Here is a 12,402-nt window from a genome sequence, read left to right as displayed (position 1 = left end):
ACCTGCTGCCACGACGAGGCATGGCACTGCCAGACGGTGCCATCGGGGTTCTACAGGCCGGTGGCGGCGAGCACCCCGCACAGGGCGTCGACGGCCGGGCCGAATCCGTGATCGGCCGGTGTGCCGAAGCTGACCACCACGCCGTCCGGATCAGGAACGTGGGGACCGGCCAGCGGGTGACGGAGCCGGGACAGTCCGGCCAGCGCCACGCCCGCCTCTGCGGCGCGGTACAGCACATCGGGTTCGGCGCCGTCGGGCAGCGTCAGCAGCAGGTGTAGTCCGGCCGACAGGCCCCGGACGCCGACGTTGTAGTCGGCGAGACGTTCCACGAGCAGGTCGCGCCGCCGCCGGTATCGGCCGCGCATGCGCCGAATGTGCCGGTCGTAGTGGCCGCCCGCGATGAAGTCCGCCATGGTCAGCTGTGAGATCGCGTCGACGTACCACTGACCGCCGCCCGCGGCCGCCACCGCGGCATCCACCAGCTCCGGAGGCAGCACCATCCAGCCCAGGCGCAGCACGGGAGCAAGACTCTTGCTTGCCGAACCGAGATACACGACGTGATCCGGATCGAGGCTCTGCAGCGCGCCGACGGGTTGACGGTCGTAGCGGAACTCGCCGTCGTAGTCGTCTTCCAGTACATAGGAGTCGGTGCGCCGTGCCCAGTCCACCACCGCGGTGCGCCGGGCGGGGTGCAGCGGCAACCCGTGCGGGAAATGGTGGGCGGGGGTGATCAGCGCGGCGCGCACGTCGAGGGCATCCAGATCGCTGACGACGGCGCCCTCGTCGTCGAAGCCGATCGGCGTGCTGGATCCGCCCGTCGCCTCGATGCAATCGCGAAAGATGAAGAGTCCGTATGCCTCTACGGCTATCGGCCGGGTCAGGCCGTACATCCGGGTCAGGATCTCCACGGCGTGGCGAGTGCCCGCACAGATGACAACCGAATCGGGTGTGGTTCGCACACCGCGCACCCGTGCTACGTATTCGGCAACGGCAGAACGTAATTCGTGGCGTCCTCGGGGATCACCGGCACGAAGCGCCTCGTGTGGGGCGTTACTGAGGGCGCGGCGAGCGGACGCGAGCCAGTCGGTCCGTGGGAACGCGGTGACGTCTCCGGAGCCGGGCATCAGGTTGTGCGGTGGGGGTGAGCCCGCTCCGCGCGGCCGCGGCGGCAGTTGGTTCTGGCCGCGGTTGACCACCCGGGTTCCCGAGCCCTGCCGCGATTCGAGCCAGCCCTCGGCCACGAGTTCGGCATAGGCCTCCGCGACGGTGTTGCGCGCTAGGCCCAGGTCGGCGGCCAGGGTGCGGGAGGGCGGCAGCATCGCCCCGACGGTGAGGCGCCCGGACCTGACGGCCTCGCGCAGGGCGGACGTCAGTAGTTCACGCACTCCCCGGGCTCCGGGAGTGATGGTCTGGTGCAGGTCGAGATGCAGGTCGTGGCTCAGCGGGCGTGGTTCGGACGTCTGCGAATTGGCCCACGAACTCATACGGAAATTGAACCATGAAAATGGGCCTATTGGGCTCTAGCGTTGTGGCATGACCAGCACACTGAATGCCCCGACACACCAGCCCCGCATCCGCATGGACAAGGTCTCGCCCGAGGTTTACGAGGCCATGATGGCGCTGAGCATCGCCTCGGCGAAGGACGTCGAGGCGAGCCTCGCCGAACTCATCAAGATCCGTGCTTCCCAGCTCAACCACTGCGCGTTCTGTCTCGATATGCACACCCACGATGCCCGCAAACAAGGCGAGACCGAGCAGCGCATCTACCTGCTGAACGCCTGGGCCGAGGCCGGCGACATCTACACCGAACGGGAGAAGGCCGCGCTGGCACTGACCGAGGAGGCCACCGTGCTTTCCGCTGGTGAGCACGTGTCCGATGCCACCTATGCCCGGGCCGCGGCGCAGTTCACCGAGCGTGAGCTGGGACAGATCATCGGGATGATCCTGACGATCAATGCCTGGAATCGCATCGCTGTCACTACCCGCAACGCACCGCCGCGGCGCGGCTAGATTTGCCACAATCTTTGCCGTCGGCGTGACAGGAGCGTGATCGTTTCGTAATCTGACCACGTGATCTTGGCGAGATGGCGTGCGAAGGACGGTGAGAAGAGGCCCGCGGTGCCGCTGTCCCGCGTCGCGGGTCTTGCCCTGTCACTCGTTGCCGGTGCCGCCGTGATGGGGATCGTGAGCGAAGTCGAGAAGCCCCACGTTCAGCTTTCGATCAAGCCCCCACAGAATGCGATCGCACTCATCGCCGAGCTGCCGCGGGCACAGCGGGACCGCCGCTATATCTCCGGTGAAGCGCTGGCCATGGAGGCCAGAGCCAGGGCCATCAAGCCGTGCTCGACGGTGCTGGCGGGGGCCCAACCGGCGGTGGCCCAGGCGGGGAACTTCTTGAAGGGGATGTTCGGCATCGGTGACATCGGCGGTGCGATCGGCCGCGGTGGCGGCGGCGACCATGGCCGCGGACTGGCGCTGGATTTCATGACCAGCTCGTATTCGACCGGTACCGCTCTCGCTAATTTCGTTCTGGCCAACCGCGATCGGTTGGGCGTCACCTACGTGATCTGGCAACAGCGATACAACGACGGCAATGGTTGGTCGGCGATGGAGAACCGCGGCAGCCCGACCGCCAATCACATGGATCACGTGCACGTGTCCTTCCGGGCCGGCGCGAATCCTCCCGCTGTCAGCTGCTGACGGATCGCCACCACCCGCGCCCTGTGCGGGATATGTTGGGCTGCATGGGTTTCTTGCCGTCACGGAATTCTCTTCGAGGTTTGCGCCAGATTGGTGATGGTCTGGGGACCCTTGACCGCGAGGTTTTCGACGCCATCGCGGAGTCGCCGAGCCCACTGCTGGATGCCGTCATGCCGCGCCTCACCCGCGCTGCCGACCACTCGAAGTTGTGGATCGGGATTGGCGCCGGTCTGGCGATGTTCGGCAAGCCCGCCGCGCAGCGGGGTGCCACGCGCGGACTGCTGACGTTGGCGGTGACAAGCGCCGTCACGAATCAGGTGGCCAAGCGGCTGCGGCGGAGGGAGCGCCCGAACTATCTCTCGGTGCCGCTGATACGCCGCAGCAGACGGGTGCCCACGTCGTCCTCATTGCCTTCGGGACATTCGGCGAGTGCGGCGGCTTTCGCGGTGGGGGTCGGTCTCGAGAATGCGCCGCTGGGCTTTGGGCTCTCGCTGTTGGCGGGCTTGGTGGGCCTGTCACGGGTGGCCACGGGCGTGCACTACCCGGGCGATGTATTCGCGGGTTTTGGGATCGGCGCTGGATTAGCGGTATTGGGCGCGCGCGTGGTGCCGCCGATTGTGACGACGGCTGTCTCCGCGGCGGACCCGCTGCGGGTGGAGACCGTCGCGCGGCCAGAGGGCGAGGGTGTGGTGCTGGTCGTCAATCCTGCGTCCGGCGACGGCACCGGGCAGCGGATCCTGGATCAGGTGCGAAAAGCGCTGCCCCGCACCGAGATTGTCGAACTGAACAAGGGTGATGACGTCGTTGAGGTAATGCGCGGTGCGGCGAGCCGCGCCGAGGTGCTCGCGGTGGGAGGTGGCGACGGCACGGTGGCATGTGCGGCGGGTGTCGCGGCCGAGAGCGATACCCCGCTGGCGGTGTTTCCCGGTGGCACTTTCAATCACTTCGCCAAGGACATCGGCTGTGTCAGCGTGGCCAAGACGGTCGATGCGATTCGCCGAGGCGCGGTCAGCCGAGTGGATCTGGTTTATCTGAACGAGAGCCAGGTGGTGATCAACACCGCGAGCATCGGCTCATACCCCAAGTTCGTACAGATCCGCGAGAAGCTCGAGCATCGGATAGGTAAGCCGCTGGCGAGTGTGTATTCGATGCTGCACACGCTGCGACGCGATCACCCGGTACGTATCCGTTTCGATAACAAGACGATCCAGACCTCATTGTTCTTCTTGGGTAATTCTGTCTATTTGCCTTCGGGTTTCGCTCCGTCCGTGCGCAGCCGTATGGACGACGGCTTGATCGATATACGGATCCTGGAGACCGGTCGCAAGTTCAGCACCGTGCGAATCTTGACCGCGTTGGCGTTGGGCCGGCTGCAACGCAGCCCGCTCTACCACGAGCTGCAGGTACCCGAATTCTCCTTTACCGCAGTGGACGGCCCCACGGTGCTGGCTCGCGACGGCGAGGCCGGCGACAAGTACACCGAGGCCAGATTCACAGTGCGGTATCGGGCATTGGCGGTGTTCCGGCCGCTGACCTGACGGGCCACGGCGGCAGTACCAGTAGGCACGCGATGAAGTACGCGTACCCCAGCGCCCACCCCGCCAGCACATCGGAGGGGTGATGGACGTTGAGCAGAACCCGCCCGATACCGATCGTGACAATCAGTGCCGCGCCGAGCACCCAGAGCCAGGGACGGAGCGCCGCAGTTACTTTCGGTGTCACCACGGCCAGTAGCGCCAGTACGCACACGACGATGCCCATGGCGTGGCCGGATGGGAAGGACGACGCATACGCGCTCACCAGCGCGGTCGGCGGTCGGGGCCGCTGCACCAGCGCCTTGGCCAGTTCGTTGACCACTCCGCTGAGTTCCACCGTCACCACGAGAAATACCGCTGGGCGCGGCCGACGCCGCCAGAAAAGCGCGACCACGAGCACCGCCACGGCGAGACGGAATGCGTTGGGGCCCAGGATGGTGCAGAACCAGTCCCAGGCACTGACCCAGCCGGAGTGGGCGGCGCCATACGCATGTGCGGGGTTTAGTGCGGCATCGTCGAGACGGGACAGCCATTCCCAGCGCTGCGCATAGCCGATCCAGAGCAATGCGTAGACGGCGAGGGCGAAGCCGGCCGAGGCCACCAACCATCCGCGAGGGCGGTGTGTTGCGTCTTCCATGACTAGACCCAGTAGGGAACCCTGGCCCGATACTGGCGCATCACCAGAATCGCCACGGTCCAACCGACGACCGTGATCACGATCGCGATGATCCAGTGGTGCAGCTGCTGATCGAGCCCTAATAGCGGGTCGCGGATGATGGCCAGGAAGTGCACAAAGGGGTTGAGCTGCACCACGGTGGCCAACTTGCCCACCCGCTGGTTGAGCATGTTCTCGTTCCAGATGATGGGCGTCATGAAGAACAGCAGCTGCACCAGGCTGCCCAGCAGTGGCGAGATATCCCGATAGCGGGTGGCGAGTACGCCGAAAACCAGTGAGACCCACACGCAATTCAATGCGATCAGCACCAGCGCGGGGATGAAACTGAGATCGGTGTAATTCCAGTGCGGCGTGTACACCGCGACGACGATCACGAAGATGATGATGTTGTGCGCGAACAGCAGCAGCTGTCGCCACACCAGTCGGTAGACATGCACGCTCAGCGGCGTCGGCAACTGTTTGATCAAGCCCTCGTTCGCGACGAAGACGTCCGAACCCTCAAGAATGGCAGCGTTGAAGAGGTTCCAGACGATCAAACCGATTGTCACGTAGGGCAGGTGTTCGGCCAGGGGAAGCTTGAACAGCTGCGAGTACAGAATGCCCATCGCCAGGGCCGTCGACCCGGTGGCGATGGTGATCCAGAACGGTCCCAGCACCGAGCGCCGGTAGCGCTGCTTGATGTCCTGCCAGCCCAGTTGCAGCCACAGCTGCCGATGCTCGAAACCTTCGGACAGGTCACGCCACGCGCGCTTGAAGGTCCGGGAGTCCGAGGACAGTTCCAGCAGTTCGTTCGTCATTTCTCAGTCTCCTGTACCGAAGGAGTCGGGTTACCCGGCCGGCCGAACTGCTCGCGTCGGCCCAAGCGCCGCAACGTAATCCATTCACGCAGCCCCGACAGGTCGCGCCGGGTGATCAGGAAATACCAACCGAAACGCACCCATTCCTGCGGCAGTAGCTTGCGCATGCCGGGCTGGGACATCAGATAGCCGCGGTTGCGGTAGGTGAAATACCGCTTGGTGGCGTCGTCGGGGTACTGCGTGTGCATACGCCCGCCCAGAATCGGTTTGAACTCGGCGGCGCCGTTGGGATGCAGGTACGTCGCGTCCAGGCAGGTGCCGAACGGCAGGCCCGAGCGCACGAGCCTGCGGTGTACGTCCACCTCGTCGCCTCGCACGAACAAGCGCAGATCGGGAACGCCCACAGCCTCAAGGGTTTCGGCGCGAAAAAGTGCGCCGTTGAAGAGCGAGGCGATGCCCGGCAGTAGATCCTGGCTCGCCTCGGTGCGTAGTTCTTCGACCCGGCGGCGCCATACCAGTCCGCGCCGCAGCGGAAAGGCCAACCGGCCCGGATCGTCGATATCGCACACCATGGGCGATACCTCCGCGAGGCGATACTTACGGGCGCAGGCCAGCAGCGTCTCCAAAACCTCGGTGCCGCCCGGGCGGCCGTCGTCGTCGGCAAGCCACACCCAGTCGGCGCCGAGGGTGAGCGCATGCAGCATGCCGAGAGCGAATCCTCCTGCACCCCCGAGGTTTCGAGTCGACCCCAGATATGTGCTGGCAATGGGTTGACCGTCGACCAGTGCCTTGACGGCGGGGTCGTTGTCGTTGTCGACCACGATAAGATGGTCCGGGGCGATGGTCTGTGCCGCCACGATTTGCAGCGACTGCGCCAACTCCGCCGCACGCCGGTAGGTGACGACGACGGCGACAACCTTGTCAGGCATGCCGGTTGTCTTCGGCGAGGATCTGGGCCACGTGATCGCCGGCCTCGTCACCTTCGTAGGCACGGACTACTTCCTCGATGCCGCCACTCATCTTGACGGTGCCGTGGTCTATCCACATCGCCGTGTTGCACAGGCGGGCCAGGAATTCGTTGGAGTGGCTGGCGAAGACGAGCATGCCGGAGCGTTCCACCAACTGCTGCAGCCGGATTCGCGCCTTCTTCATGAACTCCGCGTCGACAGCGCCGATGCCCTCGTCGAGCAGCAGGATCTCCGGATCGATGCTGGTGACCACGCCCATGGCCAGGCGCACGCGCATACCGGTGGAGTACGTGCGCAGCGGCATGGACAGGTACTCGCCCAACTCGGTGAAGTCGGCGATTTCGTCGACCTTGGCCTGCATTTGTTTACGGGTCTGCCCCAGGAACATGCCGCGGATGATGATGTTCTCGTACCCGGAGATCTCCGGGTCCATGCCCACCCCGAGGTCGAAGACGGGCGCAACCCGGCCCTGGATGTACGAGCTGCCCCGCGTGGGTTCGTAGATTCCCGAAAGAAGCCGCAGCAGAGTCGATTTACCGGCCCCGTTGTGGCCGACGAGCCCGACCCGATCGCCCTCCTTGAGAGACAAGGTGATGTCACGCAGCGCCTCGATGACTACGACATTGGAGGCGTTGCGCCCGATGGTGCCGCCGGCCTTGCCCAGGAACGCCTTCTTCAGCGAGCGTGATTTGGCATCGAATATCGGGAACTCCACCCACGCTTCGTGGGTCTGGATACTGACCATGGTGTCGCGGCCTACAGGTACTGGCCGGTGCCGCTGCCGCCGCCCTGCGCGGGTACCGAAAGGCCCGGAGGCAGCGCCCCCGTGCGCATCTGCTGAAGCTGCGCGCGCGCCGCCATCTGCTGAGCGAAGAGCGCGGTCTGGATGCCGTGGAACAGCCCCTCCAGCCAGCCCACCAGCTGCGCCTGTGCGATGCGCAGCTCGGCATCCGACGGGATGGTGTCCTCGTTGAACGGCAGCGCCAGGCGTTCCAGCTCCTCGCGGAGCTCGGGGGCCAGCCCCTCTTCCAACTCGCGGATGGAGGTGGCGTGGATCTCGCGTAGCCGGGAGCGGCTGGCGTCATCGAGCGGGGCCGCACGCACTTCCTCGAGCAGCTGCTTGATCATGGTTCCGATACGCATCACCTTGGCGGGCTGTTCGACAAGATCGGTGACCGACAGGTCATCATCGGCGGCGCTGTCCGCGTCGCGATCCTGTGCGCCCAGAATGATCACCTGGTCGTCGTCCTCGTCATGACCGGGATGGGTCATTTGTCACCTTCCGCATCTGATTTCCCGTCGCCAACCCATTCGTAGATCTGGGCGGCGCCGTTGTCGTACAGCTTTCTCCATGATCGGGATATGTCCAACGACCTTAGTCCGTCGGGAACTTTGAATCCCTGGACCACGGGCGTGCTGGTCATGACATAGCGGATGTTCAGCGCATGCACAGCTTCTGTCACACGCCTGTCGGTATCGGCGTCATCGGCATAGGCCCAGAAGATGTACCGGTGGTAGCCCGGCCCCTGCTGCTGCGGGAAGTCGTAATGCGTCCATAGCGGGTGTAGCCCCGCGACCGCGTACATCCAGCCCGAGCCGTCCACGTTTCCGTCGCCGATGATGCCGTCCTTGGCGCCGGGCAGCGTCGCCAGGTAGGCGAAGGCATCCAGCTTCTTGGGGCCGACCATCACCTGGTCGTATTTGGCGCCGACGAGGTACTTGTGCGGCAGGAAGTAGTGCCTGGCGGAGAAGCTGCAGACGACGGCCAGTGCGATCGCCGTGGCCACCAGGGCCCAGCGCGCATCGGTGTGTGCCTTGCGTGCCCGGCGCAGCGCAGCCAGCGCCGCGGCGGCCAGAGTGAACAGACCGATACCGGCGGCCGGGGCCAACAGCAGGCAGACGATGGCGGACAGGCGGCGCGGGTCGCTGTAGAAGGCGTCCGAGAAGAGTGCCACCGCGTGCCCGACGAAACCGCCAAAGGGCTTGGACGAGTGGATAATCGCGACAATCAGCAGCAGCCAGATGGCGACCGGCCAGTACACCCGCTTCACCACCAGCACGACCGCGCCGAGAAGCGCGAGCCACAGCAGCGCGGACTGCACCGGGTAGTCGGCAAGGTGGCGGGTGTGCTGTGTGAGGGCGTCCAGCAGGGCACGTTTCTTACCCCATGGCGTGGTGAACTGGTGGCCCGCGATGATCTCGGACAGCTGTATCAGCGTGCTCAGCTGTGGATAGAGCAACACCAACGAACCCACGCCGGCGATGGCCAAGGGCGCGAATCCGTTTCCGAAGCGGCGTTTGGCCTTTGGCTCCTTGCCCCGATACCGGGACAGCGGTGCGAGCGCCCACCAAGCGGCCACGAAGACAACGGCCACGATGGCGCCGGAGGTATGCACGGAGGCGATTCCCACGAACGCCAGGATGGCCACCGGTACGCGGCTGCGATCGGCGACGACGCTGGTGATCGCGATCACTGCCGGACCCACCAGGGCGAAGGACATCAGGTTGGGGATGGCCGAGACGTAGAACTCGACGTAGGGCAGCGCACTGAACGACGCCGACAGCGCGGCCGCGGTGGCAGCGGACCCCGCCTGGAAGGTGCGGGTGGTGCGGCCGCGCAGCATCTGCCATGTCAGCGCCGCGGCGCCCAACGGGAAGAGCAGAGACCCGGCGACGGAGTAGAGCGTGTAGCTCGTGGTGGGGGCGGCTCCGGTCAGTTGGCAGAGCACCGCGGCCAGCCCGTGGAGAGCCGACGGGTAATACAGGGTGGCGTGTGTCTCCACGTTGCGGAGGTCACCCATGCGGGTCGACGATGCTTGCCCGGTCTCGAGGATGTAGCGGATGGTGTTGCCGTGCCACATCGAGTCCCAGGTGCTCGGGATCGATTGCCAGTTGGTCAGCCCGCGCAGGAACGCGTAGAAGATGAGCGCCGTCCCGATTGCGATGCCGAACGCGACGGCGATGAGCGCCGCGCGGTTTTGTGGCGGGGATTGTTCGGCGTGATCTTTTGGCCGCAGCCAGCGCCACAACAGCCGTGCGGTGACGATCGCGCCGAGAAGCGCAAACCCTGCGGAGAGTGAGTTCCACGGTATGCCAATTGAGCCGAAGACGACGATGCAGAGTCCAACTAGCCCGTACGTCAATGTAGGTGCGGTGACAACGGCCGAATGTGTTGGTAGCCCAAAGGCTCGGCCAATCAGCCAGCCTGGGATGAACAGCAACAGCAGTGCCGCAGCCACCCCGAAAGCAAACGACATTGTTCTAGTATGACTACACGAGATGGCGCCGTTGACCGTCGTCCGTCGGGGCATGGTGCAACGACGGGTTCAGCGCCGTGACCTGTGGTGAGCATCTAAGGTGTCTGGCATGGCATATGACGTCGCCCGGGTGCGTGGTTTGCACCCGACCCTCGGCGACGGGTGGGTACATTTCGATACCCAGGCCGGGATGTTGATCCCGGATGCGGTTGCTACGACTGTATCCACAGCTTTCCGAGGATCCTTTTCCGACACGCGGGGTCCCCACCCCAGCGCGCGGCGCAGCGCCGCGGTTCTGGAGGCCGCCCGACACGCCGCCGCCGACCTGGTGGGTGCCGACCCACGCGGGGTGGTGTTGGGCAGCGACCGTGCGATCCTGCTCAACTCTCTGGCCGAGGGATCGTCGTCCAAGGCGGGGCTCGGCTACGAGCTGGTGGTGTCCAGGCTCGACGAAGAGGCCAATGTGCAGCCGTGGCTGCGGTCGGCCAATCGGTACGGAGCCAAGGTCAAATGGGCCGAGGTGGACATCGAGTCCGGCGATCTGCCGTCCTGGCAGTGGGAATCTTTGATCACCAAGCCGACCCGTCTGGTAGCGGTGACGGCGGCCTCGTCGACATTGGGCACGGTGCCGGATCTGCAGCAGGCCACCAAGCTTGCGCATGCGGTCGGTGGTCTGGTGGTGATGGACTGTTCCAGCCTGGTGCCCTATCGCGCCTTCGACGTCGATGATCTGGACGCCGATGTTGTGGCCTTCAACGCGACGGCGTGGGGTGGACCGCCGGTGGGCGCTTTGGTGTTCCGTGACCCGGCGCTGCTGGATTCGATCAGTTCGATTTCGCTCAATCCCTTGGCCACTGGTCCGGCGCGGCTGGAACTCGGCGGACATCAGTTCGCGATGCTGGCGGGCCTGGTGGCCAGCGTGGAGTACCTGGCCGGTTTGGACGAGTCCGCGTCCGGCACCCGGCGGGAGCGGTTGTTGACGTCCCTGAACTCTGCGGGCGCGTATCTGGACTGGTTGTTCAGGTACCTGGTGAGTGCGCTGCGGACGCTGCCGCGTGTCATGGTCATCGGTGCCCCAGAGGACCGGATTCCGGCGCTCAGCTTCACCGTGATCGGGATTCCCGCGGACCGTGTGGTGCAGCGCCTGGCCGACAACGGGGTGTGTGCGATCGCCAACACCAGCTCGCGGGTGCTCGACGCGATCGGGGTGAACGAGATCGGCGGTGCGATCACGGTGGGGTTGGGGCACTACTCGACAGCCGCCGAGGTCGATCAGCTGGTGCGCGCGGTCGCCTCGCTGGGCTGATCCGTCCGGCGCGCGCTGGGCTCAGCGCGTCAGCAGCACCTTTCCCACCACCTCGCCGTTCTCCAGCAGACGATGCGCGTCGGCGGCCCGGCTCATCGGGATCTCGGCGCCGACGACGGGCCTGACCTTGCCCTCCTCGATGAGTGGCCACAGGTTCTGCGCGACGGATTCGACGATCGCGGCTTTGCCGGAGGGCCCGTCGATGGGGCGGGCGCGCAGCGTGGTGGCAGTCAGGGAGCCGCGCTTGGCGATCAGCTTGGCGATGTTCAGTTCGGCGGCCACGCCACCCTGCATACCGATGATGACGAGGTGTCCATCGTTGCCAAGGGCATCGATGTTCCGGCCCAGATACTTCGCTCCCATGATGTCCAGAATCCGATCGACACCCTCGCCGCCGGTAAAACTGTGAACAGCCTGAACAAAATCTGTATCGCGGTAGTTGATGGTGAGATCTGCGCCAAGATCACGGCAGGCGTCAAGTTTGTCCGGTGTTCCGGCGGTGACCGCCACTCGTAGGCCGAGCGCCTTGGCGACCTGGATGGCGTGGGTGCCGATGCCGCTGGCGCCGCCATGGATCAGGATGGATTGCCCCGCAGTCATTTTCGTCTTCATCATCATGTTGGACCACACTGTGCACGCGACTTCGGGAAGCGCGGCGGCGACGTCAATTTGGACGTTTCGGGGAATCGGCAGCAACTGGCTAGCGGGCGCAACCACTTTTTCCGCGTACCCACCGCCGGAAAGTAGGGCGCAAACAGGTTGTCCCACAGACCATTGCGTAACGTTGGCGCCGAGTGAGGCAATGGTGCCGGAACACTCCAGGCCTAAAATGGAGCTTGCTCCGGGTGGCGGGTTGTACAGACCCTGACGTTGCAGCAGATCAGCACGATTAGCTGCGGCAGCGGTCACCTCGATCAAGATCTCGTCGGGGCCCGGGATTGGATCGGGAACTTCCGTCCAGCACAGCGCTTCTGGCCCACCCGGATTGTCAACGGTGATAGCGTGCATGGCATCCAGACTATGCCGAGCAATCGGCCGGTGGGTTGTTGGACGCAGCGGGCGGAGGCGCGGTCTAGACCACAGTGTGGTCGGTGGGAAGGGGGATGGCGTATGAGTACGCGTTCGGAGAGTGAAGTTCCGGGACTTGATCTCGCGGAATTTCG

General features: G+C 65.1%; 12 protein-coding genes. 4 read left to right on the top strand and 8 right to left on the bottom strand.

What is annotated here, in order from left to right; translation table 11 throughout:
• Positions 1-50: 50 nt before the first annotated feature.
• The gene (gene pdxR, locus BKG76_RS10005) at positions 51-1,484 is read right to left on the bottom strand and encodes a MocR-like pyridoxine biosynthesis transcription factor PdxR (RefSeq protein WP_070937512.1); all 1,434 of its coding nucleotides are present in this window, start codon (positions 1,482-1,484) and stop codon (positions 51-53) included.
• Positions 1,485-1,533: 49 nt separating this feature from the next.
• Between pdxR and BKG76_RS10000 the strand changes: the two genes are divergently transcribed.
• The 3 genes from BKG76_RS10000 (at position 1,534) to BKG76_RS09990 (ending at position 4,238) form a co-directional block, all read left to right on the top strand.
• Positions 1,534-2,010 carry a carboxymuconolactone decarboxylase family protein gene (locus BKG76_RS10000; RefSeq protein ID WP_070937511.1) on the top strand — a complete coding sequence of 159 codons (477 nt, stop codon included), beginning with the start codon at positions 1,534-1,536 and terminating at the stop codon, positions 2,008-2,010.
• Between the two features lie 108 nt (positions 2,011-2,118).
• Positions 2,119-2,700 carry a hypothetical protein gene (locus BKG76_RS09995; RefSeq protein WP_456237974.1) on the top strand — a complete coding sequence of 194 codons (582 nt, stop codon included), beginning with the start codon at positions 2,119-2,121 and terminating at the stop codon, positions 2,698-2,700.
• 44 nt (positions 2,701-2,744) lie between these two features.
• Positions 2,745-4,238, top strand: coding sequence for a bifunctional phosphatase PAP2/diacylglycerol kinase family protein (locus BKG76_RS09990; protein WP_070939099.1), 1,494 nt, complete (start codon positions 2,745-2,747; stop codon positions 4,236-4,238).
• Here BKG76_RS09990 and BKG76_RS09985 read toward each other — a convergent pair.
• From BKG76_RS09985 to BKG76_RS09960, 6 genes are read right to left on the bottom strand one after another with little or no spacing between them, the layout of a single operon-like run.
• Positions 4,192-4,872, bottom strand: coding sequence for a phosphatase PAP2 family protein (locus BKG76_RS09985; protein ID WP_070937510.1), 681 nt, complete (start codon positions 4,870-4,872; stop codon positions 4,192-4,194). The two genes, BKG76_RS09990 and BKG76_RS09985, sit on opposite strands and share 47 nt — an antisense overlap.
• A 2-nt stretch (positions 4,873-4,874) precedes the next feature.
• Positions 4,875-5,708, bottom strand: coding sequence for a galactan export ABC transporter permease subunit Wzm/RfbD (gene wzm, locus BKG76_RS09980; RefSeq protein WP_070937509.1), 834 nt, complete (start codon positions 5,706-5,708; stop codon positions 4,875-4,877).
• Positions 5,705-6,637 (bottom strand): galactofuranosyltransferase GlfT1, encoded by a 933-nt coding sequence (gene glfT1, locus BKG76_RS09975; RefSeq protein WP_070937508.1) that lies wholly within the window; start codon positions 6,635-6,637, stop codon positions 5,705-5,707. Before glfT1 ends, wzm begins: the two co-directional genes overlap by 4 nt.
• Positions 6,630-7,421, bottom strand: coding sequence for a galactan export ABC transporter ATP-binding subunit Wzt/RfbE (gene wzt, locus BKG76_RS09970; RefSeq protein ID WP_070937507.1), 792 nt, complete (start codon positions 7,419-7,421; stop codon positions 6,630-6,632). The genes glfT1 and wzt overlap by 8 nt, the downstream gene beginning before the upstream one ends.
• Positions 7,422-7,432: 11 nt before the next feature.
• The gene (locus BKG76_RS09965) at positions 7,433-7,948 is read right to left on the bottom strand and encodes a bacterial proteasome activator family protein (protein WP_070937506.1); all 516 of its coding nucleotides are present in this window, start codon (positions 7,946-7,948) and stop codon (positions 7,433-7,435) included.
• Positions 7,945-9,933: a DUF6541 family protein gene (locus BKG76_RS09960; protein ID WP_070937505.1), complete on the bottom strand. Its 1,989-nt coding sequence runs from the start codon at positions 9,931-9,933 to the stop codon at positions 7,945-7,947. Before BKG76_RS09960 ends, BKG76_RS09965 begins: the two co-directional genes overlap by 4 nt.
• 109 nt (positions 9,934-10,042) lie before the next feature.
• Here BKG76_RS09960 and BKG76_RS09955 point away from each other — a divergent pair, with 109 nt between their 5' ends.
• A complete protein-coding gene (locus tag BKG76_RS09955) occupies positions 10,043-11,239 on the top strand; it encodes a cysteine desulfurase-like protein (RefSeq protein ID WP_070937504.1) in 1,197 nt (398 codons plus the stop codon).
• Between the two features lie 21 nt (positions 11,240-11,260).
• On the opposite strand, the gene BKG76_RS09950 is transcribed toward BKG76_RS09955, so the two are convergent.
• Complete coding sequence (locus BKG76_RS09950; protein ID WP_070937503.1) at positions 11,261-12,247, bottom strand: NAD(P)H-quinone oxidoreductase; 987 nt, start codon at positions 12,245-12,247, stop codon at positions 11,261-11,263.
• Positions 12,248-12,402: the final 155 nt, after the last annotated feature.

It is taken from the genome of Mycobacteroides franklinii (genome assembly GCF_001853795.1).
Classification (GTDB): Bacteria; Actinomycetota; Actinomycetes; order Mycobacteriales; family Mycobacteriaceae; genus Mycobacterium; species Mycobacterium franklinii.
This window is presented reverse-complemented; position numbering and strand designations above follow the sequence as displayed.